This window comes from Paenibacillus sp. WLX1005, from assembly GCF_046603685.1.
In the GTDB taxonomy this organism is placed as follows: Bacteria; Bacillota; Bacilli; order Paenibacillales; family Paenibacillaceae; genus Saccharibacillus.
The window spans coordinates 3,692,549-3,717,886 of record NZ_CP176756.1; the positions used below are offsets into that span (position 1 = coordinate 3,692,549).

Annotated in this window: 19 protein-coding genes and 1 other annotated feature; of the genes, 5 read left to right on the forward strand and 14 right to left on the reverse strand. The window is 47.1% G+C overall.

Going from position 1 to position 25,338, the window contains the following annotated elements; all coding sequences use genetic code 11:
- The first annotated feature begins 106 nt into the window (after window positions 1–106).
- Complete coding sequence (rpsD, locus tag ACE3MZ_RS15780; protein ID WP_411343098.1) at window positions 107–706, forward strand: 30S ribosomal protein S4; 600 nt, start codon at window positions 107–109, stop codon at window positions 704–706.
- Window positions 707–925: 219 nt separating this feature from the next.
- Here the strand turns inward: rpsD and ACE3MZ_RS15785 are convergent, their stop codons facing one another.
- The 3 genes from ACE3MZ_RS15785 to tyrS form a co-directional block, all read right to left on the reverse strand.
- Window positions 926–3,136: a methyl-accepting chemotaxis protein gene (locus tag ACE3MZ_RS15785; protein ID WP_411343099.1), complete on the reverse strand. Its 2,211-nt coding sequence runs from the start codon at window positions 3,134–3,136 to the stop codon at window positions 926–928.
- 440 nt (window positions 3,137–3,576) lie between these two features.
- Window positions 3,577–4,023, reverse strand: coding sequence for a methyl-accepting chemotaxis protein (locus tag ACE3MZ_RS15790; RefSeq protein WP_411343100.1), 447 nt, complete (start codon window positions 4,021–4,023; stop codon window positions 3,577–3,579).
- Between the two features lie 44 nt (window positions 4,024–4,067).
- Window positions 4,068–5,324, reverse strand: coding sequence for a tyrosine--tRNA ligase (gene tyrS / locus ACE3MZ_RS15795; RefSeq protein WP_411343101.1), 1,257 nt, complete (start codon window positions 5,322–5,324; stop codon window positions 4,068–4,070).
- A gap of 98 nt (window positions 5,325–5,422) precedes the next feature.
- Window positions 5,423–5,715, reverse strand: a binding site (T-box leader).
- Between the two features lie 168 nt (window positions 5,716–5,883).
- Here tyrS and ACE3MZ_RS15800 point away from each other — a divergent pair.
- Complete coding sequence (locus ACE3MZ_RS15800; protein WP_411343102.1) at window positions 5,884–8,982, forward strand: transglycosylase domain-containing protein; 3,099 nt, start codon at window positions 5,884–5,886, stop codon at window positions 8,980–8,982.
- A gap of 297 nt (window positions 8,983–9,279) precedes the next feature.
- Here the strand turns inward: ACE3MZ_RS15800 and ccpA are convergent, their stop codons facing one another.
- Both ccpA and ytxJ read right to left on the reverse strand, forming a co-directional pair.
- Window positions 9,280–10,290, reverse strand: coding sequence for a catabolite control protein A (gene ccpA, locus ACE3MZ_RS15805; protein WP_411343103.1), 1,011 nt, complete (start codon window positions 10,288–10,290; stop codon window positions 9,280–9,282).
- A 115-nt stretch (window positions 10,291–10,405) separates the two neighbouring features.
- Window positions 10,406–10,747: a bacillithiol system redox-active protein YtxJ gene (gene ytxJ / locus ACE3MZ_RS15810; RefSeq protein WP_411343104.1), complete on the reverse strand. Its 342-nt coding sequence runs from the start codon at window positions 10,745–10,747 to the stop codon at window positions 10,406–10,408.
- Between the two features lie 586 nt (window positions 10,748–11,333).
- Between ytxJ and ACE3MZ_RS15815 the strand changes: the two genes are divergently transcribed.
- Window positions 11,334–11,858 (forward strand): type 1 glutamine amidotransferase domain-containing protein, encoded by a 525-nt coding sequence (locus ACE3MZ_RS15815; RefSeq protein WP_411343105.1) that lies wholly within the window; start codon window positions 11,334–11,336, stop codon window positions 11,856–11,858.
- A 346-nt stretch (window positions 11,859–12,204) separates the two neighbouring features.
- Here ACE3MZ_RS15815 and ptsP read toward each other — a convergent pair whose 3' ends face one another.
- The 4 genes from ptsP to aroA form a co-directional block, all read right to left on the reverse strand.
- Window positions 12,205–13,971, reverse strand: coding sequence for a phosphoenolpyruvate--protein phosphotransferase (gene ptsP / locus ACE3MZ_RS15820; protein WP_411343106.1), 1,767 nt, complete (start codon window positions 13,969–13,971; stop codon window positions 12,205–12,207).
- Window positions 13,968–15,848, reverse strand: coding sequence for a glucose PTS transporter subunit IIA (locus ACE3MZ_RS15825; RefSeq protein ID WP_411343107.1), 1,881 nt, complete (start codon window positions 15,846–15,848; stop codon window positions 13,968–13,970). Before ACE3MZ_RS15825 ends, ptsP begins: the two co-directional genes overlap by 4 nt.
- Before the next feature lie 334 nt (window positions 15,849–16,182).
- Window positions 16,183–16,614: a CoA-binding protein gene (locus tag ACE3MZ_RS15830; protein ID WP_411343108.1), complete on the reverse strand. Its 432-nt coding sequence runs from the start codon at window positions 16,612–16,614 to the stop codon at window positions 16,183–16,185.
- Window positions 16,615–16,660: 46 nt separating this feature from the next.
- Window positions 16,661–17,950 (reverse strand): 3-phosphoshikimate 1-carboxyvinyltransferase, encoded by a 1,290-nt coding sequence (gene aroA, locus ACE3MZ_RS15835; RefSeq protein ID WP_411343109.1) that lies wholly within the window; start codon window positions 17,948–17,950, stop codon window positions 16,661–16,663.
- A gap of 151 nt (window positions 17,951–18,101) precedes the next feature.
- Here aroA and ACE3MZ_RS15840 point away from each other — a divergent pair, with 151 nt between their 5' ends.
- The gene (locus ACE3MZ_RS15840; protein WP_411343110.1) at window positions 18,102–18,407 is read left to right on the forward strand and encodes a rhodanese-like domain-containing protein; all 306 of its coding nucleotides are present in this window, start codon (window positions 18,102–18,104) and stop codon (window positions 18,405–18,407) included.
- Window positions 18,408–18,529: 122 nt separating this feature from the next.
- On the opposite strand, the gene ACE3MZ_RS15845 is transcribed toward ACE3MZ_RS15840, so the two are convergent.
- The 4 genes from ACE3MZ_RS15845 to ACE3MZ_RS15860 form a co-directional block, all read right to left on the reverse strand.
- The gene (locus ACE3MZ_RS15845) at window positions 18,530–19,345 is read right to left on the reverse strand and encodes a DUF2262 domain-containing protein (RefSeq protein WP_411343111.1); all 816 of its coding nucleotides are present in this window, start codon (window positions 19,343–19,345) and stop codon (window positions 18,530–18,532) included.
- Between the two features lie 32 nt (window positions 19,346–19,377).
- A complete protein-coding gene (locus ACE3MZ_RS15850) occupies window positions 19,378–19,932 on the reverse strand; it encodes a shikimate kinase (RefSeq protein ID WP_411343112.1) in 555 nt (184 codons plus the stop codon).
- A gap of 474 nt (window positions 19,933–20,406) precedes the next feature.
- Entirely contained in the window at window positions 20,407–21,816 is a 1,410-nt protein-coding gene (gndA, locus tag ACE3MZ_RS15855) for an NADP-dependent phosphogluconate dehydrogenase (RefSeq protein WP_411343113.1), read from the reverse strand.
- Between the two features lie 199 nt (window positions 21,817–22,015).
- The gene (locus ACE3MZ_RS15860; RefSeq protein WP_411343114.1) at window positions 22,016–22,612 is read right to left on the reverse strand and encodes a hypothetical protein; all 597 of its coding nucleotides are present in this window, start codon (window positions 22,610–22,612) and stop codon (window positions 22,016–22,018) included.
- Between the two features lie 454 nt (window positions 22,613–23,066).
- On the opposite strand from ACE3MZ_RS15860, the gene ACE3MZ_RS15865 reads away from it, so the two are divergent.
- Complete coding sequence (locus tag ACE3MZ_RS15865; RefSeq protein WP_411343115.1) at window positions 23,067–23,711, forward strand: YktB family protein; 645 nt, start codon at window positions 23,067–23,069, stop codon at window positions 23,709–23,711.
- A 110-nt stretch (window positions 23,712–23,821) separates the two neighbouring features.
- Here ACE3MZ_RS15865 and ACE3MZ_RS15870 read toward each other — a convergent pair whose 3' ends face one another.
- Window positions 23,822–25,153, reverse strand: coding sequence for an MFS transporter (locus ACE3MZ_RS15870; RefSeq protein WP_411343116.1), 1,332 nt, complete (start codon window positions 25,151–25,153; stop codon window positions 23,822–23,824).
- Window positions 25,154–25,338: the final 185 nt, after the last annotated feature.

The window sequence follows — 25,338 nt, forward strand, 5'->3', positions numbered from 1 at the left end:
CATTTCTATCCGGCCCCACGACAAACAAAACGCGGCAACATGAATCAAAGACCCAAAGCCCCGATATTAACCAAAACTATATTGAATTCAAAGGAGCTTGCTATAAATGGCACGTTACACTGGTCCTAAATTTAAATTAAGCCGTCGCGTAGGTATTTCCCTGAGCGGCACTGGTAAAGAATTGAAACGCCCTTTCCCACCGGGACAACACGGTCCTAACCAACGCAGAAAAATGAGCAACTACGGTATGCAGTTGCAAGAAAAACAAAAACTGCGTTTCATGTACGGTCTGGGTGAAAAACAATTCGCAACCCTGTTCAACAAAGCACAAAAACTGCCGGGTATCGCTGGTGAGAACTTCCTGTTCCTGCTGGAAAGCCGTCTGGACAACCTTGTTTACCGCATCGGTTTTGCTAACAGCCGTCCAGGTGCACGTCAACTGGTTTCCCACGGTCACGTTACAGTAAACGGTAAAAAAGTCGACATCGCTTCTTACGCTGTAAAACCAGGCGATGTTATCGGTCTTCGTGAAAGAAGCCGTGGCCTGAGCTCTGTTAAAGAAGCTCTGGAAAACCGTAATCATCTGGTAGCTTACGTTGAATACAACGAAGCAGCAGTTGAAGGTAAATATGTTCGTCTGCCTGAGCGCGCTGAGCTGACTCAAGACATCGACGAAAGACAAATCGTTGAGTGGTACAACCGTTAATCTTAACGAATATCAAACCGCTGGATTCCTTCCAGCGGTTTTTTTATACATTTTTTTACACATATGGCGTTACACATGTATGTGCAGATGCACGTACACGTACACGTACACGTACAAATAATACAAAAACACTGCTATACATAGTTAGATGTATAGCAGTGTTTTGTTTGTTTTTCATTTCACTTTTTATTATTCACTTTTTACATATAGCTATATTGTTTATGAAATAAGCTTTGTTGAATCAGTTGAATCCGAGGTTGATGAATCGTTGGGTTCGGTAGTCGTTCCATCAGCATCTTCAGCATCCAGATGTTCGTGATGTTCATTTGGATTCATTTCCGTTGATTGTTCAACTGCGACTACTTCCGGTGTAACTTCAGTTTGGAAACGGGCAATCAGTTCATTTAGTGAATCGGCTACCGTATGCAGCGATTGCGCAGACGATTCCAGACGATCCAAGGATTCCAATTGTTCGCTTGAACGTGTTGTAGCTGTACCTGCTTTTTGCGCAGTACTACGGGCGATGTCCGCCAGATTCTCCAGCGAAGCTGTAACTTCCTCTGCTCCGGCAGACATTTGCTCTGAAGCAGAAGATACTTCTTGAATTTCGGTCGACATCTGCTCTACATCACTCTTAATATCGTTAAACAGAAGGCTCGTTTCTTCCAATGAAGCCATCCCTTTCGTTACGCGACTGGCTCCATTCTCCATGCCTGCGAGTACGATTGCTGTTTCTTCCTGCATAGCGGTAATTTGTGTTGTGATCATACGCGTTGATTCTGCCACGCTAGTCGACAAGTTACTAATCTCGGCAGCAACAACGCCAAAGCCACGTCCCGCTTCTCCTGCTCGTGCTGCTTCAATCGAAGCATTCAGTGCCAATAACGTAGTCTGCTTGTTAATGCCTTGAATAACATCAATAATACCGTTGATCTGTTGCGCACGTTCATGCAGGGAACGCGCCATTTTGCCACCTTCGTCCATTACGAGCTTGGCGGAATCAATCTGACGGACAGCCTTATGCAGCTGCTCATTACCAGTCTGTGTTTTCTGTTCCATTTGCTGAGCAGCATCGGCTACTTCCTGAATGGATTCGGCGATTCGTTGAACACCGACCGCCATTTCTTCCATCGCTGTTGTACTTTCGTCAGTCGCTTGCAACTGGGTAGCAGAGCCATGTTCCATTTGCTCCAGTTCTTCTACATTGTTACGTGCTACGATCGCATTACGTCTGGATTCTTCCGCTACACCTGCTGCGGTTGCCTGAATCGCTACTGATTGATCATTCAGATGACGCAAGATCGACGATGTAGAATCCAGAATACGATTAAACTCAGTTGCCATCTGACCAAATTCATCACGTCGCTGCACTTGCAGACGATCAGAGTAATCTCCCGCTGCCATACGGCGGCTCATGTGAACAACCTTTTTGATCTCACGCGTCATACCGAGATTGTTCCATAAAATAGCAGCTGCCAGTACAATCAAGCTAATACCACCAATAATCAGCAGCGTGTTCAGCATTTCTTTTGCCGGTTCCTGAATCTCCGATTCCGATAAAATAATTCCTGTTTTCCAACCCGTATCGCTTAACGTCTGGAAATATAAAGTATAATGTCCTCCACCCAGCACCAGTGGTACATGACCATCCGGCTGCTGCATAACCGTAGATAGTGAACCTTTGTTATCATTGTCGGCGCCTTCAATCGCTTGATCCGCAGTAATACCCTGCTGACTGCTTGCAAGTACATGACCTGTCCGATCCAGCAGCAACGTATGCCCCACTTCGCCGATATCCATATTGTTCACATAATCCTGAATGCTGCTAATGCTAAAATCAGCAGTCGCTACACCGATCGCTTGACCGTCACTATTGCGAATCGTTTTGCCAGCCGTGATCATCTTGATCTTGCTCTCTTGATCCAGCTCAGGTTCTGTATAGTAAATTTTGTCCCAGTTGTTCAGTGTGCCGGTGTACCATGGTTTATTCAAATAATCATAAGAAGCATCATCATAATCAAAACTCGCTGTAATATTGTCACCATTACGCGATGCATATACAGAATGATACGTCTTACCATCGTCAAACGCATCAGATGCGAAAAATAGCCCCGTGCCATGAGTAAGCTTGTTTAGCATCGTCCACCGCTCAGTCAAAGCAGCATATTCATCCATCGTCATGCCTTTGGCAATCTGACCAGCTGCATCCGCCAGCGAGGAAGCAACAAGTGAGTTACGCGAAACCTGCTCGGTAATGTTCGAGCTAACTCCATTCAATGTACTATTGGCGGTATGTCCCATCTCTTCGTTCAATTTCTGTTTGGCAAACTGATACGCCAGCAGGCTAATCAGCACAACAACAATCAACACAATAGGCAACAGTGTGCTTAATGTGCGGGCTTGAATACTTCTAAACTGTAATCGTCGCAAAATAATCGGGTCTCCTCTATACCATATGTAGTGAGTCAAATGCACATCACAATCTATATATATCGGTCGGAACTCCTAATTTGTGTAGGTTTTCACGGAACTTTCTGTCATTTCATGTCTAATAAAGTAGGACTTTGGATGGAAAAGATGATCAATTCGTATATAGCGGCATTCCTAATACATTCGGTATAATCAAAAGCAGGCAGACTCTTTCTTCTATAGGAGAGAAAAAGTCTACCTGCTTGTGTATACGATATGATTGTTTGTTGATACATCATTGCGTATAGCGACCCAGTAATATACTCGCCGCTACCATCTACTCATCTGCCTACAGTTGCGTATGCTATCATGCCTGAACATGTTTCTGTTTCTGTATTTAGACTTATTTCTGCTTCTATAGTTGGACTTGTTTATACTCCTATATCCTGTACCTAGCTTGTTTACATTGTACGGAATTGGCTAATGATGCCGTTCAGCTTCACACTAACGTCTGCGAGATCATCGGTATTAGCATTCAGGCTATCCAGCGATTGTAGTTGATTTTGCGAATTGGTTAACGCTGTGTCCGCATAGGTAGTAGTGGAACGAGCAATATCGGCAAGTTGTCCGAGCGATGCACTGATCTGCTCTGAACCAGCAGACATTTGCTGTGAAGCCGAAGATACCTCCTGCACCTCATCCGCAACCCGGCTAATATCAGCGCGAATCGTAGCAAAACGCTGCTTGATCTCATCTAAAATAACCAGTCCAGCATCCACCTCTCGGTTGCCTTCTTCGACACCATGCAATGCTGATTGCGTGTCTGTCTGCATTTCGCCAATCTGAGCAGTAATGAATATTTTATTATTTCTTTTTATTTCATTCTTACAGGAAGCAATACACAGCAAAAAGCGCCTCCTAAATCAGGAGACGCTTCGTTCAAAGGTAGCTGTTAGGACAATGTCAGTTTGGCAAATTTGCGTTTGCCGACTTGTACGATATCCCCTTCAGCCGGTGTAATCTGCGCATTCACATCGTCCACTTTTTCTTCATTGATCTTCACAGCACCTTGCTGAATGCTGCGACGTGCATCGCTTTTGGAAGCAGCAAAGCCGAGGTGGCTGATCAGATCGATCAAGCCAATGGTACCATCTGTCAGTTGAGCGGCTTCAATCGTCGCTTCCTGAATATCATCCGGCAAAGCACGCTGTTGGAAAACGGTAATGAAATGATTTTTCGCCGCTTCTGCTGCTGCTTCATCATGATACATACGTACAAACGTGTACGCCAAATTCATTTTGGCATCGCGCGGATGCACGCTACCGTCCACAAGACCTTTTTTCAGTGTGTCGAGTTGTTCATTGCTAATGTCGGTTGCCAGCTCGTAGTACTTCGCCATCAGCTCATCTGGAATGCTCATCGCTTTGCCGTAGATTTCGTTGGCAGCTTCGTCGATTCCGATGTAGTTGCCCAGACTTTTACTCATTTTCTGAACGCCATCCAGACCTTCCAGCAGGGGCAGAGTAATAACGATCTGCTGCTCTTTGCCGTATTCCTTTTGCAGCGTACGACCCATCAGTACGTTAAACGTCTGATCCGTACCCCCCAGCTCAATATCACTTTCAAGCGCAACCGAATCCATACCTTGCATTAATGGGTAGAAAAATTCATGAATGCTAATAGGCAATCCATTCTGGAAACGCTTGGTAAAATCATCACGCTCCATAATGCGCGCTACCGTTACTTTTGCAGCCAGATTGACCACTTCGGCAAAGTTCATCGGGCTGAGCCATTCGGAGTTGAAGTATACAGTCGTTTTGTCAGGGTCTAGAATTTTGCTAATTTGTTTCTGGTACGTCTCAGCATTGGCTTTGACCTGCTCTTCGGTCAGCTGCTTACGAGTTTCCGATTTACCGGTTGGATCACCGATACGTCCGGTAAAGTCACCGATCAGCAATTGCACCACATGACCAAGCTCTTGAAACTGGCGCAGCTTTTGCAGAACAACGGTATGACCGACATGGATGTCTGGCGCAGACGGGTCAAGACCAAGTTTGATTTTGAGCGGTGTATTGGTCAGTAATGATTTGATAATTTTGTTGCGCAGTCCGTCTTCCGGTATGATCTCTACGGTACCGCGTTTGATAACTTCTAGCTGGCGATTGACTTCCGCCTGTTGTTCCGGAGTTAATTCTTCCCATTTTGCCATTATAAAAATCCTCTCTGTGCTATAAATTGAACCTGTCTGCCGGCGGTTCGCCTCTCCCTTTGTGGATAACGACATACAAAAAAGACCTGTCGCCCCAACAAAGGGACGAGCAGGTCTCGCGTTACCACCCTAATTAGAATCGTCATCATATTCTGCATAGCAGTATATGTCACCATTCTCACTTCATTACCATAACGGAATGGATATTCCGGCTCGGCTTGCTCTGTGATCACTGTATTCTCCGCCAAGATGGCAAAGGATGCAGTTCACCGGGAGTACCGAACAGCTCCAGACGTGTAATTCAAAGGAAGACCACTACCGGTTTGCACCAACCACCGGCTCTCTGCAAGGGTTCTCTCCGCTTCTACTGCGCGTCTTTCCAAGCTTTTGTTATATTATGCTGTACTGAAAAAGATATTCCTTTTTATATCATATCCATGTCAGCAAGTCAATGCAAAGGAGACGGACTAATTGCCTATCGCCATTTATCGGTCGGAAGAAACTGATTGCTGACTCGTATTTTGTGCTATAATAGTGGCTGGTAAAAGGGGGAAATATCATGGCTGAAAAGAAGGACAATCGTCCGACTAAAAAACCTGCCAAGCCTTCCGGCGGCCGTTCCTGGGGACGCAAGATCTGGTTATCCTTTAAATGGATGATGATCTTCGGCATCACGGTTTGCCTGTTTGGTGGGGGACTTATGCTGGGCTACGTCTCTTCCATTGTAAAAGACGAACCGGTGCGTTCACGAGAGCAAATTGTGAAGGCGATTGATGAGAATGCCGTTACCGGATTCGCTTACTTTAGTGATGCTTCTCCGATAGGACAGTTGCGCACCGAAGAAGATCGACGTCTGGTCACGTATGATCAGATTCCAAAAACCGTTATTGATGCCATTATATCCATAGAAGATAACCGTTTCTACGAACATATGGGTGTGGATATGAGCGGTACACTACGTGCCGTCAAACAAAAAGTGCTGAATGAATCGGTTCAGACCGGCGGCAGTACACTCACCCAGCAGTTGGCAAGACGGGTATTTTTGAGTGCGGACAAAACGAATGACCGCAAAATCAAGGAAATGTTGCTGTCGATGCGAATTGAACGCTTTCTCACCAAAAACGAAATATTGACCGCTTATTTGAACAAAATGCCATTTGGTAAAGGCTCAAATGGCTACAATATTTTTGGAATCAAAGCAGCCGCCAAAGGCATCTTCGGCGTAAACGATCCACTGGATCTGAATATTGCCGAATCTGCATATATCGCCGGTCTGCCCCAACTGCCAAGTGCCTACTCGGCATTCAGCAGCGGCGGCAAATTCAATGAAGAAGGCTTCAACCGCGCTGTACAGCGCCAACAACTAGTACTAAAACGAATGAAAGATCTTGGCAAGATTACGAACAGCCAGTATACCGAAGCATTGGCATTTGATATCAAAGGCGCACTTGCCAAGCCGACCGCCAAAGCGTATTCTACCTATCCATATCTGATGATGGAAGTAGAACGTCAAGGTGCACAGGTTGTAATGAAAATGGAAAATCCAGATCTGGACACATCCAAGCTATCAACGGAGGAATACAATACGTTATTCGAAGAATCACGGCAAAAGCTGTTGACCGGCGGATACCGTGTATACACGACCATCAACAAAACGATCTACAATACGATGCATGAAGTTGCCGAAGATAGCAGCAACTTCTCACCAGACAGCTCCACCAAAGGCAAGGAACAAACCGCAGCTATGATGATCAATCACAAAACTGGGGCAATCCTTGGTATGATCGAAGGACGTAGCTTCCAGGAAGAACAGATGAACTATGCAACACAGATGACTCGTCAACCGGGTTCGGCGATGAAGCCGATTGCCGCTTATCTGCCTGGACTGGATAGCGGTGTCGTTCAACCAGCTAGTGTGCTGGATGATGCACCGATTATTTTAAAAGACGGCAGCAAAGGCTTCCATATTCCGGGCAATGCCAATGGACGTTATCAAGGTCTAGTGACAGCACGGACAGCGCTCAATGAATCGCTGAATCTGCCAGCACTGAAGATCTTTATCAACAAAGTCGGTATCGACAAAGCATGGGCATTTGCCAAAAAGCTCGGTATTACTACGATTCAAGATGCAGACTACTCGGCTCAAACCGGTGTACTCGGCGGTCTGAAATACGGGGTTACAGTAGAGGAATTAACGAACGCGTACGGTTCTATTCCGAACAAAGGTGTATTCAACGATGCGTATATGATCACCAAAATCGTTGACCCTTATGGCAAAACCGTATATCAACACGAAGCCAATCCACAGCGCGTCTATTCGCAGCAAACAGCTTTTCTGATGACGGATATGCTGCGTACCGTTATCTCCGCTTCGGATGGTACGGGACGCTCGTTGCAAAGTTTATTTAACAAATACGGCAAGATTCCAATCGCCGGCAAAACAGGTACCACGCAAAATTATGCAGATGTCTGGTTTATGGGCTTCACTCCAGATGTCACGTTGGGCGTCTGGGCAGGTTACCGCGAACCGGTCAACACCCTGTCCGAAGACGGCAAAAAGCGTGCGCGTACGATCTGGGCAACGATTATGAACAAAGTAACTGACCGCGAGCCGAAGCTGTTCAAGACCGATTCGTTTAGCAAGCCGGACGGTATTGTTAGTCAGACGGTATCAGGGTACAGCGGGAAGCTACCAACGAGTGCGACACGCGCTTCCGGCAAGCTGGTTACCGATTTGTTCAATAGCAAATATGTACCAAAAGACTTCGATGATGGCGTATCGTATGCCAAATATATCACCTACAACGGAGTCAATTATATTCCGCAGGACAGCACACCAAACGATATGGTAAGTCAGCGTACGGTAGTGAAGCGGGAAATGCCAATTTCTCAGCTGATCAAAGACCTACAAAATGCACTGTCCAAAATGAGCGGAACGAAGTACTCGCTCAGTCATTATCTGCCGGAAGATGCTGGTGCAGATGCACCGACACAAGTAGATCCAAGGCGAGATGACGGCAATGCACCATCTTCGCCAAGTAATGTACGCCTGTCAGTCAATGGTAGCAGTGCGAATATTACCTTTAACGGCAGTGGTTCAAACGATGTCGTCGGCTACCGTCTATACCGCTCTAGCGGCGACGGATCGTATCAATATCAGAAATCCGGTCAACTTGGTACGGGAAGCTTCAGCTCTAGCGTTTCTGGCAACGGTGATACGTCGTTCTATGTGACGGCAGTCGACGTAGGCGGACACGAATCCGCACCAAGCGAAGCCGCTGGTTATAGCGCCATTCCAGACCCGATCATTCCAGAAAATGAAGAAGGCGTTCCGGGCGGCAGCGAACTAGGCTCTGGCTCCGATACAAACAACGACGATGCAGGAACTGGCGCACCGGGTACACCATCCGGCGTCAGCGTCCAGCCTGCCGATGGTGGCACAGCCAATGTAAGCTGGTCTGCTCCATCACAAACAACGACCGGGTATCGGATCTATTTCAGCCACAATAGTGGTGGTCCGTACAGTCTAGTCGGCAATGTACCGGACACCTCGTATCAGTACAATATCGGAACCAAAGTAAGCGGCTGGTTCTACGTCGTCGCCGTCAATGGCGATTTGGCGTCCAACCCGTCGTCGCCGGTTCAGATTAAGCAGTAAGTATAATGTAGCGCAGTTTGCTCATTTAGTTTGAAGTTAAAAATACCCCGCAACCTGAGCAATCAAGTTGCGGGGATGTTTTGTGTGTGATGGTGGGCGCAAAAAGAGCAGGTATCCTTTGGGATACCTGCTCTTTTTTTATACAAAATCGCTCGGAAGATGTGGTTGTTAATCCAACCAGCAGCGTGCTCCAGCTGAAATTACATCTTCCTCACCTATTCGGTTCTTGTTGTTGCAAATACCAAAATTTCATCTTTCTGCTTGGCAAATACCACTCTCACAGAAAGCAAACGTACATTAGCCGTTTGGCTGGTTCACAGACAAGCGCAAAATCGTTTCATGCGGCAAAATGACACGGGAGTTATCCACGTTTTCTTTTTTCATCAATTTGGTCAGCAAACGCATTGCGACAGCACCCAGATCATACATCGGTTGCGCAACGGTAGTCAGTTGCGGACGTACCATGGATGCCAGACGAATGTTATCGACGGAAATGACGGAGAAATCATCCGGCACTTTCAGACCTTCGTCTTGAATGCTATGAATTGCGCCGATTGCCATTTCGTCAGTAGCAGCAAAAATAGCAGTTGGGCGCTTTTTCAGACCGATGAAATATTTCATCGCTTCCACACCAGATTCATAACGGTAGTTGCCGATACGTACCCAGTCTTCTTTGTACTCGATATTAGCAGCTTCAAGCGCTTTTTTGTAGCCTTGGAAGCGTGCGTAACCGTTTGCCGGATCTTGCAGTGTACCGCTGATCATAGCGATCTCACGGTGACCATGACGGATTAGCGTGTTTACTGCATCAAATGCTGCTTGTTCGTGATCGATATCAACCGAAGGAATCAGACCTTCTTCATCGCGTGTTGCGCACAATACGATCGGAACAGCCGCCGTCTGAAACGCTTGGAGATGATCCTCTGTTACAGTACCACCCATGAACAACAGACCGTCCACTTGCTTCTCCAGCAATGTGTTCACGACACGGATTTCTTTTTCCTTCTTCTTATCGGCATTACAAAGGATGATGTTGTAATGATACATATTGGCGATATCCTCGATACCACGGGCGATTTCCGCAAAAATCGAATTGGAAATATCAGGAATGACCACACCGACAGTTGTTGTTTTTTTGCTTGCCAGACCACGAGCTACAGCATTCGGACGATAGCCCAGACGCTCGATCGCTTCGTATACCTTTTTACGGGTTTGTGGCTTTACATTTGGATTGTTGTTGACTACGCGGGATACGGTAGCCATTGAGACGCCAGCTTCGCGTGCTACATCGTAAATAGTTACTGTCACGTTCCTTCTCTCCATTATCAATAAATTTTCGTTACATTTTCAAAAGTTTTCTAAACTTTTCATTTACATTCATAATACGCTAAATCATTAGCCTATGCAATCATATGCGCAGTATTTAAGAGAGCGCTTCACGCAATGCACTTGTCGTAATGCGTGAATGAGACGTATCCCAGACCGGCGCGCCATCTTTAATTAAAATCACTTGCGGCGATTCATGTTTGACGTGTAGTGTATCCGCAGCTGCCAGCGATACATCGCGATTTTCAACCACATAGATCAGGCTATAATCCACATCCTCGCTCGGTTGTTCGTTCAAATACGATTGGAATTGCTGATATGCACCTGCACTGATGGGACAACGAGTACTATGTTTGAAGACAAGAAGCGGCTTTTGTGCGGTATGATCCAGAGCTTCATTCAGTTGTTCTATCGTTTTCAGTTCGTTCACATTTGCCATTACCCACACATCCCCTTTTGTTGTATTAAATGTAAGAACGTTTTCATAATTAACTATCATAAGTATCTTATCAAAAACAGGCTGAAAAATCTATTTTTTTGTCAATGTTAACGCTTTTTTCGGACTTTATGGGCAAATGTAAGTTTCATGGTGTTTTCAGAATGTCGGGGTTGAGAGTCCGCTGCGGGAGTGGGAAATGAGTTTGGGCTTGGGTGAAGGGTGGAGTTTTTATGATGGAAGGAACGAAGGCGGTAAAAACTCCACCCTTCAAAGGCGCCCAAACTCATTTTCCCACTCCCTCCGCTCCTTGCAAGCCCCGTCTCTGAGGCGGGGAGAGCAGGTTAGAGATTAGAGATTACGGATTTAGAGGGTTAGGTTTTTGGATTTGGATTCGTATGTACTTTGATACCTATACGATTATATACTTGAGTATTTATGCATTTAAATACTTGGGCGTTTCACTATTTGGTATTTTAGGGGATTTAATTTTAGGGATTTAGGATGGGTATTTTGAACGGTATAGGGGAATTTGTTACAATGGGCAGTGTAAATGAATAGGAATAGACGGAGAAAGGGTGATCAATAGATGAGATTGGCGGGTAAGAAGGTTATTGCGCTGGTGGATGAGGAGTTTGAGGATTTGGAGTTGTGGGTGCCGGTGTATCGGGTGCGTGAGGAAGGTGCGGAAGTGCATCTGGCTGGCGCGGAGAAGGGTAAGAAGTATATTGGCAAGTATGGCGTGCCTGCGGAAGCGGAGTATAGTTTTGATGAGCTGAATAGCAGTGATTACGATGGTATTCTGGTGCCGGGTGGTTGGGCGCCGGATAAATTGCGTCGCTATCCGAAGGTGCTGGAGCTGGTGCGCGATCTGCATGAGGCGCGGAAGCCAATTGGGCAGATTTGTCATGCAGGTTGGGTATTGATCTCGGCGAAGATTCTGGATGGTGTGACTGTGACGTCCACGCCGGGTATTCGGGACGATATGGAAAATGCCGGAGCGATCTGGAAGGACGAAGCGGTTGTTGTGGATGGGCATATTATTTCTGCGCGTCGTCCGCCAGATTTGCCGCCGTATGGTAAAGCGTTCTGTGATGCGTTGGCTAATCAATAAAAGGATAGGATGTTACGGCTATCATTTGAAACGAGAATTGTAGTCGTAGCGCATCTTTCTCGCCGTTTATGTGAACCAAACGAATAGCCCAGTCTGTAGATTCCTCTACGGGCTGGGCTATTATACATGATCTACACTATTATGGGCTGGTTGATTTCCTAACCAATCGCATTGGGCATGTATATGATAACAGGTAGTTACTGATGGATGATGTGAACGAACATTGTCTGCTTGTTTGCGATCCTTTTTGCTCCAATGTGTGAATTAGATTCCCCAGTCGCTTGATCTCAATCTCATACTTTTCGGATACGTCTTGAATCAGTTTGTATTCGAATTGTGTTCGATGTTAAGGCGCAAGTGATGCTAGCTTCTGGTCAGGTGACATCGTAGCATGAAGAGCTTTGACGTAAATGTTCAATTCGCGCTCGATCTCGGCAGTGGTGCGCAGCTTCATCCAGCTGGCAGCCAGTTTGGCAGATTCGCTGGCAGATGTATACAGCACGGACTGCTTGATTTTGAGAAGCGATTGCGGTGACATGCTCAGCTGGCGGATGCCCAGATGATTCCAAAATGGAATAGAGCGTTCATCCCCTGCCATTTCGCCGCATACGCTAACTGGAATGCCGTTCTCGCGTGCCGCCTCCACTGTTGTACGCAGCATGCGCAATACAGCCGGATGATACGGCGTGTACATATGCGCAATATGCTCGTTCATGCGATCCACTGCCAGTACGTACTGTACCAGATCATTACTACCAATACTGAAAAAGTCGCATTCCTCAGCGAGCAAATCGGCAATCGCAACGGCAGCTGGCACTTCGATCATAATCCCAACTTGAATCTTGTGGTCGTATGTGATCCCGCGCTGATCCAGTTGTTCTTTTGCCATATCCAGCAGCTTGTTCGCCTGCTGTAATTCTTCCAATGAGGAGATCATTGGATACATAATCTTCACTTGTCCATACGCACTAGCTCGCAAAATAGCTAGTAGCTGCGTGCGGAACATGTCCGGTTGATCTAGGCAGATACGGATTGCCCGATAACCGAGAAATGGATTTTCCTCTTCTGGTACTTCAAAATAATCCAGTTCCTTGTCGCCGCCAATATCCAGCGTACGAATAACGACCGGATGCTCGCCTGCCTTCTCAGCAACTTGACGGTAAATATGAAATTGCTCCTCTTCACTCGGCAGTGACTTACGATCCATGTACATGAATTCTGTACGGAATAAGCCTACGCCCTCTGCACCATTTTGCAAGGCGATCTCCAATTCCTTCAGCGAGCTAATATTAGCGGATAATCGCATACGGACACCATCGCGGGTAACCGGATCAATAGCAATCAATTGCTCTAATTGGCGTTTACGCTGCTGCTGTTCATGGCGCAGCTTATTGTAATGATCCTGAGTTTCGCGGTCAGGGTCCACGTAGACGATGCCTTGATCGCCATCGACAATCACCTTTTGCCCTGTTTGGATCAGGCTGTCCAGCTCGCCGTCCAGACCGGATACGAGCGGAATGCCCAGCGCGCGTGACATGATCGCGGAGTGGGATGTCTTGCCGCCCATAATCGTTACGATGCCCAGCACATGTTGCGGATTGAGATGTACTAGCTGCGATGGCGGTAATTCCTTCGCCACTAGAATGTACGGCTGATTGTCAGTCGGCAGCTTCACTTCCGGCGCACCAAGAAGATGCTTGAGCAGACGGTTGCCCACGTCCTTGATATCAGCAGCGCGTTCCTTCATATATTCGTCATCCAGCAGATCGAACATCGTCACAAAGTGATCGGTCGCTTCCTGTACTGCCACCTCTGCCGCCTTATACTGACGTTCGATAATGCCTCTGATTTCATTCATAAATTCTGGGTCTTCGAGAATCGCAATATGTGCATCAAAGATGCTCGATTCCTCTGGACCGGCAATTTCGGCAAATTCGGTTTTCATCGATTGGATCTCATGCTTGGATGTACGAATGCCTTCATATAAGCGTTCAAACTCCCGGGTGAGATCGGTCGCATCGAGCTTCTGCTCCGGCACGTCCCATTCCCAGGTTGGCAGTACAAATGCTTTGCCAATAGCCACCCCTGCGGCGGCCGCAACTCCATGAATCATGCTTTTTCCTCCCCACCGTTCTTGTCGTACAAGACTACCGACATTACGGTCCCCTGCCCTTTTTTCACCTGTTTAAATGGAGCAAAGCTCCATGCTTTGACGCGGTCCGGGTTCGTAATAACCATAGGTGTCGCAAGCGACGGTGCGTTTTTTTGCAAATGGTCCAGATCGAATTTGATCAATAATTGTCCGGCTTCGATCACATCGCCGGCTGCCACATGTGCTTCAAAGCTGCCTTTGAGCTGGGACGTATCAATCCCGATATGCAGCAAAATCTCTACACCTTCCACGGTGCGAATACCAAGTGCGTGCATGGTCGGATACAAATGAATAACCGTACCGGATACTGGCGATACGAGTTCTCCACTTTCCGGTATGAAGGCAACACCTTCTCCAACCAGCTTGCCTGCAAAAATCTGATCCGGCACATCGGTCAGCGGAATCATTCTCCCTTGTACTGGTGCACAGAATTTCACCTGTGACAGATCACGTTCCATCAGCTTGCGAATCTCTTCGCGAATCAGTTCGGAATACGTGCCGAATACGATCTGTACATTCCCACCGCCTAATTTGATCAGACCAGCGGAACCAAGCTCCTTGAGCGCTTTGCCATCCAGCAGTCGATCATTGACGACCGTCAGACGCAGACGCGTAATACATGCCTCGACCTGCACGACATTTTCCTTGCCACCAAGTGCTTGTAGAATCAATGGAGCCTGATAAGGTATATTACCCACCCAATCCCCAAGTGTCGACGCTTCTTCGCGTCCTGGTGTCGGAATGCGGAAGGTGCGAATCGCATAACGAAACACCGTATAATAAATAACGGCATACACTAGCCCAATGGGAATAAGCAACCAAGCATTGGTAGATAAATGATAATTGAGTACATAGTCGATCACACCAGCAGAATACGAAAAACCATGATGTATATCAAGCGCGTACGTAATCCACATCGCCAGACCAGACAACACGATATGCAAAATAAACAAGCCCGGTGACGCAAACAGAAACGCAAATTCAATCTGCTCTGATACTCCGGTCAAAAAGCATACCAGTGCGGCACGTACGAATGTTTTGTACACTTTGGGCTTGAGATCTTCGCGTGCTTCATGAATAATCGCCAGCGCGGCTGCGGGCAAAGCAAACATCATAATCGGATACAATCCCGCCATATAAATCCCCGCTGTCGGATCACCACTGAAAAAGCGGGGCAAATCGCCCTGAATCACATCGCCATGCGCCTCATAAGAGCCTACCTGAAACCAGACGATATTGTTGAGCAGATGATGAAGCCCAAACGCTGACAAAATCCGATACAGCGCTCCATATAAAAATAACCCAAATCCGCCCATCGTCGATAATACCCAAGTCAGTCCATTCAATATATGTTGCAGCACTGGTGCCAACCAGAGCATTATACACGCAAACACAGACGAGAATAGTCCCATAAACAGCAACACAAACCGAGAGCCGCCAAAAAACTGGATCGCCTCTGGCAATCGTACATTTTTGAATCGCCTGTACGCCGCTCCCGCAATCACACCAATGATGATTCCGATCAGGGTAGAAGGCTGAAGCAACGCCTCACTAAAATGCTTAACGACATAATCATATAAAGCCATCCCGGCAAAAGCCGCCAGTCCAGCCGGTCCTTCCTGATTGGCAAGGCCAAGTGCGACACCGATTGCAAATATAAAAGGCAAATAATGAAAGATACTCTGTCCTGCGATGGTGGCGACTTCCGAAACCATCGGTACGCCCCATGATGCCCACGGTAATCCGCCCACACTGAGTAGAATCGCCGCAGCCGGAAGTACCATCGTAGGGAGCATAATTGCTCTGCCGAACTGCTGCAGGGAACCTAGCCAATTCAACGCGCCTTCCCCCTTCCTATACCTGATGGTACGCTGTCGGTCAGGTTTTGTCAAAGCTATTGGTAAACCATTCCATAATCGGCAAACAAGCATCTCCAATCCTTTTGCAAGCGCTTGCGTAGCAAGTTATGAATATGAACATATATCCATAACATCTGTATGACGATTCGTATGGCATTTTCCCTGCATATCATCATTGATTAGTCGATACATATTCTTGTCTACACACATATTCTTCTCTACAAAAGAAAGCTGCTCCGGCGTCTTGCCTGCCGGAACAGTTCTTGGTTGATTTATTGCAAAGTATGATTGGAAATAAACCTGTCCCACTCACTTATTGCCGCACAGGACGCAAAATTGCTTCTTCCACCTTGATACAGCGATCCATAATGATGTTCAGATCGTGCTCTTGAGCAATTTGTGCCGCTTCCTGATTCACAACACCGAGTTGCAGCCATAATGTACGGGCACCGACTTCCACCGCTTCGCGTGCAATATCCGCACAAAATTCACTGCGCCGGAACACATTGACCATATCAATCTGCTCCGGCACATCAGCAAGCTGTGCGTAACAGGTTTCACCCAAAATTTGCTGCCCGGCAGCCATCGGATTGACCGGGATAATACGATAGCCGCGACTTTGCATCGCTGCGGCTACCATATAAGATGTACGATCCATTTTATCGGACAGACCGACAACGGCAATATTGCCAGTTTGCTCCAGAATTGTTTTGATCTCTTCTCTTGCAGGATTTTCAAAAGCCATCGCTTCCGCCTCCTTGGTGAAATAATAGATTCGGTATCGTTCTATACTATACCCATTCTACCTTTGCACCAAGCGCGGCGATATGATCAAAGTACTGCGGATACGATTTGGCAACATGATGGGCATCCTGAATACGAATCGGCGCTTTCGCACGCAGACCGACGATCGACAGCGCCATGATGACACGATGATCGTAGTGGGCATCAATCGTTACGCCACCTTCAACGCCTTCGGGACGACCATGTACGATGATCTCTGCCTGACGTTCTTCCACATTCGCTCCTGCTTTGCGTAACTCGTTCAAATAATCGGTAATCCGGTCGCATTCCTTATACCGCAAATTCTCTACATTATAGAAGCGGGACGTTCCTTCCGCGAATACAGCGGCAGCAACCATCGCTAGCACCGCATCCGTTGCAGCGTCACCGTCAAATTCTACCGCCTTCAGCGTAGCATTGCCTTTGACATGTACGATGTCATTGTCATGCGTCAGTGGCACCTGCATCATTTGCAGCACATCCACAACCGCTTTCTCGCCCTGTTTGCTCTCTACCGGTAAACGGTGAATGATCACATCGGAAGTAGTTACCGCTGCTGCTGCTAATACGGCGGCAGAACCTGGATAGTCACCTTGAACGGTATATTCTTGCGCTTTGTACTGCTGACGACCACGTACACGGTAGTGCATCAGATCATCGCTAGCTTCGATCACGATACCCGCCTGCGCTAGCACTTCCAACGTTTGACCGACAACGACTTTGGATTTGAGATCGTTCAGAACAGTAATCTCGCTATCTTCCTCCAGCAGCGGTGTCAAGAACAACAGCGCACTGAGATATTGCGAGCTAACACTACCAGAAACGGTGAGTTTGCCGCCTTTTGGTTGTCCACCACGAATCGTAATCGGCAGACGACCATTCTGGTGCTCCACCTGTACACCGAGTTGACCAAGCGACTCAATTAGATCATCATGCGGACGTTTGCCAAGCGAGTCCGGGTATGTATTGACAAAAGTCACATCCGGGCACAATGCCGCAATCGCCATCAGGAAACGAAGTACCGCTCCCGCGTTACCAACATTCAATTCTTTTACATCACGCGGTTTGCTACCGAATCCGGTAATGACAATTTTCTCATCATCCTCTTCCAGTACAGCGCCCAGATCACGGATACAGCGGCGCATCGCATCGCTATCTTCGCTATGTGCTGGGAAATGAATCGTGCTTGTGCCGTCAGCGAGTGCAGCAACTAGCAGGTAACGCGTCGTGTAGTTTTTGGAGGACAATGCTCCGATTTCCCCTTTTAATTCCGGGGTAGGGGTAACGATAACATCCATAGTGTAAGCTCCTTATGAGTTGAATTTACATAACCAGCACGGTACTTTTTCCCGTTTTTGCATGCAATTGACAGGGTACGTCATGCCCGGTATGATGAAAATAGATTGTCTTTTGTATATAATTCCAATTTAATGAATAGAGGGTATAATTATGGCCAGAGAAACACAGATTACGACTGAAGAACTCCGGCAGCGCATTGCAGCCGGTGACAAACTGCAACTGATTGATGTCCGCGAGGATGAGGAAGTCAGCCAAGGTATGATTGAAGGTGCACAGCATATCCCAATGGGTCAGATTCCAACGCGTCTGGACGAAATCAGCTCCGATACGGAAGTGGTACTGATCTGCCGCAGCGGGTATCGCAGCGAGCGTGTGCGCGAATATTTGAGTGAGAACGGCTATGATAACTGCCTGAATATGTCGGGCGGCATGATTGATTGGGTGGAGGGCGAATAAGCCCCCGCCCTTTTTCCATGCTTCAGATCCAATGATTGCTATTGATCTGTGATCAGATGAATCGAATCATTCGTGCCGTTCCATCCTACTCCTGCATGAATTGCTTCAATATTGTGCGCTGCTCAACCAGCAATCTGCGCTTGCTGTAGCCCTTGTTCCGGCGTACCGTCTACAGAAACGACATGACCCCAAAATAGATCATTATCATGAAACCAGAACGAATACCCTTCCGGTGTAATCGTGATATCCTCCAACTGTAGACGCTTGGCGAACTCCGCTTCCGTCAGCGGCTGCTCGTCTTCTTCCAACCAGCTGTTATTTTTTAACGTTGTTAATTCCTTAGCGGCAAAAGCCCGAATTCGTTCATCCCATTGCGCCGCTTCATCCAGCAAACGATACGCTGTTTGTAGCTGCTGCTGTAAGGATTCTCCTTCACTCTGTTGGATGCTGATGCGTACCGTTTGTCCAAGCCAATTCAATTCGCCGTCAAAGGTTTGCACCATCCGGTTCAACGTCAGTATGCCCAGCCGAGCATCCTGTATCGATACATGCTCCATCTGCTCTTGCAGCATCGCTTCCAGCCCCGGATCTTCAAACGGATCAATCTCCGATAGCCATTCCACCAGTAAAAAGCGGTTCCCATTGCGCCGCACCTTGAGATGAAACAAACGATCTGACTTGATCTGCTGTGCATAATTATCCAGCACCTGCACTTCGTCCTTGACCAGCAGAGTAAATGAACCGCTCTGAATCTTGTCCTGATCATGCAAACGCCAGCCATTCAGGCTAATCATGCCTGTCCAGTACTGCTCGTCAAACAGACAGCTGCGTGTGAAGCCGCTACTGCCAGTCAGCACAATCACATCTAATACCTCAGGAGCAAACTCTGCTTCAAATTGGATAATCTCCTCTGGCTTGTGCTGTTGTTGCTCATCCATAGACTCTAATCCTCCACTTCTACGCCTAAAATCTAAGAAGCTTGAACGCGGTAACGTGTTAAAACCTGCAAAGCAACTTCATCCGGAGTTAATAGCGAAGTATCCACGGTAACATGCGCAAATTGATATACCTCTTTGCGTTCTTCCATAATAGTACGCACGCGTTGCCGCGTATCGCCAGCGAGCAATGGACGATTGTCGTCTCCAGCCACACGGTTTACGATATGATCCACATCAGCTGTCAATGCGACGACCAGTCCTTTATCTAACATGACCGTACAATTCCATTCACGTAACACACAGCCACCGCCTGTAGAAACGATCTGCCCGGTCTGATGCAGCACCTCTTCCAGTACACGACTTTCCAGATCGCGGAAATAGGCTTCGCCGTGAATACGGAAAATCTCCTGTACCGACATGCCTTCCTTCTCGGCAATCACGGTATCCATATCAACTAGCGGATAATCCAGACGTTCGGCAAGCAAGGTGCCAACGGTTGTCTTACCTGTTCCCATCATGCCGACGAGAATGATGTTGGCATGCTGAACTTCACTTTCCTGATGCAATGTGCACACCTCTTTCAGCATCTGTTTTATTCCACACATCATAACATAATGAGGAAAGTTTAGACAATGGTTTGGGTGGGGGGAATTGGGGTGATGCTGGGCAGGGTCCACTTCGGGAAGGAATAAGGGGACGGACTCCGGTGGAGACACGAGAATCTACGGATTGGATACATACTTGTAGATTCTCGTATCTCCAAAGTCGTCCTTTCCCCTTATTTCCTTCCCTTCGTTCCGTGCTGCTTGCATCAAATCAGATTCCCGGATTAGGTGATGAGTAGGAGGGATTTTGAGAGATTTTTAAATAGTTGGAAAACTAAGTGAGGAATAAAATGGGTTTGTATATGGTTAGGGATTGTATGTTTGAGTTTATTGTTCTGGGTTGTTTAGGGGGTGTGTAGTTGTGAAATCGTGAGGAACGTTTGTTTGACAATGAAAAAAGGAGCGGATTGGTGTCCGCTCCTTGAGGTTGGGCTGTTAGTGAGTGTGATGTAAGAATTAGTTCATCCACTCGTAGTGGAATGTACCTTCTTTGTCCACGCGTTTGAAGGTGTGGGCGCCGAAGTAGTCGCGTTGTGCTTGCAGCAGGTTTGCTGGCAGGCGCTCGGTGCGGTAGCTGTCGAAGTATGCCAGTGCGCTGGAGAAGCCTGGAACTGGGATACCGTATTTTACAGCTGTGGCAACCACTTCACGCCATGCGTCTTGGTAGTTTTCGACGATGTTTTTGAAGTAGTCGTCGAGCAGCAGGTTTTTGAGGCCGCCGTCTTTGTCGTATGCGTCTTTGATGTTTTGCAGGAAGCGGGAACGGATAATGCAGCCGCCGCGGAAGATCATAGCGATGTTGCCGTATTTCAGATCCCAGCCGTACTCGTCAGACGCTGCGCGCATTTGTGCGAAGCCTTGTGCGTACGATACGATTTTGGATGCGTACAGTGCTTTGCGGATCGCTTCGATGAACTCAGCTTTGTCGCCAGAGAACGCTTCGGTTTTAGGGCCGCTCAGGATTTTGCTCGCTGCTACGCGCTCTTCTTTGATCGCGGACAGGAAGCGTGCAAATACGGATTCGGTAATCATGGACAGTGGCACGCCGAGATCAAGTGCGCTTTGGCTTGTCCATTTGCCTGTACCTTTTTGACCAGCAGCATCGAGGATCACATCAACCATCGGCTTGCCAGTTTCTTCGTCATATTTGGTAAAGATATCAGTTGTAATTTCAATCAGGTAGCTATCCAGCTCGCCTTTGTTCCACTCGTCGAAAATGGAATGCAGTTCTTTGGTGTCTGCACCCAATACGGATGTGAGCAGATTGTACGCTTCACCGATTAGCTGCATGTCGCCATACTCGATACCGTTGTGAACCATTTTTACATAATGGCCTGCACCGTCCGGTCCGATATATGTACAGCACGGATCGCCCTCTACATGTGCAGAGATAGAAGTCAGAATTGGTTCAACCAGCTTGTACGCACTTTCCTGTCCACCCGGCATAATAGCTGGGCCTTTCAGTGCGCCTTCTTCGCCGCCGGATACACCAGCACCGATAAAGCGGAACCCTTTGTCTTCCAGATCTTTGCTACGACGTTGAGTATCAGGGAAATGCGCGTTACCGCCATCGATAATAATATCGCCTTGATCCAGATGTGGAACCAGCTGTTCAATGGTAGCGTCGGTTGCTGGGCCTGCTTGAACCATGATCAGGATTTTGCGCGGAACTTCCAGCGATTGCACGAATTCCTCGATTGAGAAAGAACCTACCAGATTTTTGCCTTTGGCTTCTTCCAGCAGATCATGTGTTTTTTGCGGGGAGCGGTTGAATACGGATACGCTGAACCCTTTGCTTTCAATGTTAAGAGCCAGGTTCTTACCCATTACGGCAAGACCGATTACACCAATTTGTTGTTTAGACATTTCCGGTTCTCCATCCTTTACTTCGGTATTTGTATTTCCTCATTTTGAATATTTCATGTGAGTCCATTCAACATTTTACATGTTTTACGGATATAAAGAAAGTCCAAAGGCGTGATCGCGTAAAAATTCATAAAAACGTTGAATTTTGTGTAAAATTCTAACTATTTTTATGATTCCTACGTATATCACGCCTTATATTTTACTTTTCCAACCGAATTAACTCGAAACGCAGATTTTCCAACATTTTTTTACAAGCTTCTGCTGTCTCCGAATCGCCTGCTTTGAGAGCTGCATTCAGACGATCCAACGACTCGTCAATCTGGTCCTCAATCGACGCGATTCGCTGCTCGCCTTCCATCGACATATAGAGCGTATTAAGCGATTCCCGCGTCGGTGTCGATTCCTTCTGATACAGAATGCGCTGTTCAAAGCCGGAGATTTCCACCATACGGATCACTTCGCCGAACAGAATGTTCTCAACTAGAATCTGTTGGTCGCGAAAGCGTTTGACGATGGCGTGTCCCTTTGTCTGTCCGATCAACTTTTCCATCCATTCTGCCAGACGCGCATCGTGAATCCGATAATCGCCGATCAGCTTGTAGCCTTCTTGCGTCTGCTGGAAACGAAGCTTGGTCATATGATTGTTCGTTCGAATGGATACGATAAAAGAATCGTCGGTTTCGCGCCAGTAGAGGGAATACCCTTCCTTGATCAGATCGCGGATCAAATTCTGGATATCCCGGCGTTCAAAACGCAGTTCTACGTTACAATATTCTACTTCATAGCTCTTGTTCACAGTAATCCCTCCTTTTGGGCGTTTGGTGCGGTAAACGCAAGAGTTCATTGAACGTTGACTGGTTGGAAACGATAGAGCGATGGTGTTGATTATGATGTATTAGAATAAATATATATGATCAATCAGGCTGTCGAGCGGTTAGTGATACGTCGTGTACTATGCTTATTATGAGAACATACAAGTCGATTGGAAAATGGAACGGGAGGGTAACTGGAAATCCATATTGCTCTGTCTTCCAGTCGATCGGAACACAATGCCGATGACGGGTGTCCACGTTTTCATTTACCGGAACAGCTTTATTATTTTTTACCCGTTTGCCGGTTTCTCTAAGCAGTAAACCGATGCACACATGTAATCTTCATGAAATATACGTAGCGGAATATGCTATCATAGCTGGTAGATGATCTTGTTGATCGATAACAACCTGTATGAAGAAAGAGAGGCTCTACTCTGGATGAAGCAAACGACTGAAAACACATTTCCCGGCTTTACAGCCAAAGACTTTGACGTATTTGCCATCGACGGTCTGGAACCGCGTATGGAAGCGCTGATTGAGCGCATACGTCCCAAATTAACGACTCTTGGCGAACAGTTGCAACCCCACCTGTCTACACTATGTGGTGAAGAAATGTTCGTGCACGTCGCCAAGCATGCACGACGTACCGTAAATCCTCCCAAAGATACATGGGTCGCATGGGCAGCGAACAAACGCGGCTACAAAGCGCTCCCCCATTTTGAAGTCGGCATGTTCGGCAGCCATGTGTTTGTCGTATTTGCTATTATATACGAAAGCCCGCGCAAAAAAGATTTTGGACGCGCTATGACGGAACATTTGAAAAAGGTAAAACATGCTGTACCTGATCATTTCTACTGGTCGCCGGATCATATGTCGCCACATGGTACACCGCAGTCCGAATTGTCCGATCAGGAACTACTGGATATGGCAGACCGCTTGCAACAGGTAAAAAAATCCGAAATCATCTGTGGACTGCGACTGGATAAGAATGATCCCTTGTTACAAGACGGCGAGAAATTCGCTCAAACCGTTGAAGATACATTTGAGCAACTGCTTCCATTATACAAAATGGCATTTGCCTGATTGTAATAAGGTGCATGACTCATTCTTATGTATATCAAAAAAGCAACTTTTATATATTAAAAAAGCAATTTCCGCACAATTGATTCTAAGTGTGGCGGAAATTGCTTTTTTTAACGAATATCCGGGCGTTGCCGAATCATAATGATATGAATGATGAACAGCAGCAGCATCGCACTGGCACTCACATAAAATGGCGCCTGTGGACTGATACTGTCCCATAGCTTACCAGATACAATAGGTCCGATAACGAGCCCTGAACCTTGTAGCGTCAGAAACAGTCCCCAGACCGCTCCTTTTTCTTTTGCCGGAACGAGATTCGCAAGCAAGGAATTCCACGCTGGCAAAATCATCGCATAACTGAATCCAGCACACAGCACAAAGATCCAGATCCACAATAGCTGTTTCGTTGACGCTAGTCCGATCAACGCTACCCCCGCCATAACAAAGCCGATACGCAAAAACAACTTACTGCCCACCTTGTCAATCAGCCGTCCTGCCGGAATCAGTCCCAGCACTGTGACCGCACCACCGCCAATTAAGAGTGCATTGAAATACGCAGGCGTTAAGCCAAGTTCATTCACTACATATAACGTAATGATCGGCGTCAACACACCAAGTGCAAAGGACTGCATAAACAGTGCCGGATATAGCAGCGGATGAATACGCAGCGAACGTAGTAGCTGGATATAATAATGAAGCTTGCCTTTACCATGTTGACGCTCTGGTAAAACTGATGCGGCATCGTTATGAACCGTAGTCGTTGGAGCTTCAGATGACGTAGGATCGCCGTCTGCTTCTGCTTTACTTTCCGAGGCGTGTATAGGAATAGCGCCACCATGACCGCGCCCCGGTAAAAATAGCGCCACCATTACAACTATGATCATACACAGCAGCAGAATACCGAACGAAATCGTATACGAATCGCCATGTAACCAATTCATCACAACAGGGCCCAAGCCTGCTCCGCCTAACGAAGCAATCTCGATAATGCTCATATGTGTACCATAATTCCCAGTCTCACTGGAAATGTCCGTGATCTTGGACATCACACACGGCCAGAGCGGCGCACTGCCGATCCCCATAGCAGCACAGGCTACAATGAGCCATCCTGAATGCTGTACCGTAGATATGACGATTACAGCTCCCAGAATGAGCAGCATGCCTATCGTCATGACCATACGAAAGCCAAGTCGCTCTGCCAGCCATCCTGCCGGGCTTCGCAGAGCGTTATCCCCTACATATTGACTGGCAAATGCAATCCCGATCGCAAAGGCAGGCAATCCTAGTCGATGACCCATATAGAGGGGCAGCAATGTAACGAGTAATCCCCCTTTTACAAATTCCACAAAAAAAATAAGCAGCCACAAATATACAAACAGCAGTCGATTACGCTGACGTTTCACTGCCGTTTGTTGCGCTGTTGGATATGAGAGTAAGGACATTGACGACTCCCTTCATGCTGTCGATTTCATGCCATCTTCTGCCATTGTATCATAGACCAAAGCCACTTCAGCAAGTTTCACCATCACATTGTACAAGCACCATATTTCCCTATATAGCGGGCTTTGCAATAACTTGACAAAAATCTACCATAAGATAACTATTGCATTCCCCCCTCTTTTTGCTA

Coding starts and splice junctions, on each gene's coding strand:
- rpsD (WP_411343098.1), top strand. CDS start 107: ATGGCACGTTACACTGGTCCTAAATTTAAATTAAGCCGTCGCGTAGGT.
- tyrS (WP_411343101.1), bottom strand. CDS start 5,324: ATGGCAAAATGGGAAGAATTAACTCCGGAACAACAGGCGGAAGTCAAT.
- ACE3MZ_RS15800 (WP_411343102.1), top strand. CDS start 5,884: ATGGCTGAAAAGAAGGACAATCGTCCGACTAAAAAACCTGCCAAGCCT.
- ytxJ (WP_411343104.1), bottom strand. CDS start 10,747: ATGGCAAATGTGAACGAACTGAAAACGATAGAACAACTGAATGAAGCT.
- ACE3MZ_RS15815 (WP_411343105.1), top strand. CDS start 11,334: ATGAGATTGGCGGGTAAGAAGGTTATTGCGCTGGTGGATGAGGAGTTT.
- ptsP (WP_411343106.1), bottom strand. CDS start 13,971: ATGATTCATGGAGTTGCGGCCGCCGCAGGGGTGGCTATTGGCAAAGCA.
- ACE3MZ_RS15830 (WP_411343108.1), bottom strand. CDS start 16,614: ATGGCTTTTGAAAATCCTGCAAGAGAAGAGATCAAAACAATTCTGGAG.
- aroA (WP_411343109.1), bottom strand. CDS start 17,950: ATGGATGTTATCGTTACCCCTACCCCGGAATTAAAAGGGGAAATCGGA.
- ACE3MZ_RS15840 (WP_411343110.1), top strand. CDS start 18,102: ATGGCCAGAGAAACACAGATTACGACTGAAGAACTCCGGCAGCGCATT.
- ACE3MZ_RS15845 (WP_411343111.1), bottom strand. CDS start 19,345: ATGGATGAGCAACAACAGCACAAGCCAGAGGAGATTATCCAATTTGAA.
- ACE3MZ_RS15850 (WP_411343112.1), bottom strand. CDS start 19,932: ATGCTGAAAGAGGTGTGCACATTGCATCAGGAAAGTGAAGTTCAGCAT.
- gndA (WP_411343113.1), bottom strand. CDS start 21,816: ATGTCTAAACAACAAATTGGTGTAATCGGTCTTGCCGTAATGGGTAAG.
- ACE3MZ_RS15865 (WP_411343115.1), top strand. CDS start 23,067: ATGAAGCAAACGACTGAAAACACATTTCCCGGCTTTACAGCCAAAGAC.
- ACE3MZ_RS15870 (WP_411343116.1), bottom strand. CDS start 25,153: ATGTCCTTACTCTCATATCCAACAGCGCAACAAACGGCAGTGAAACGT.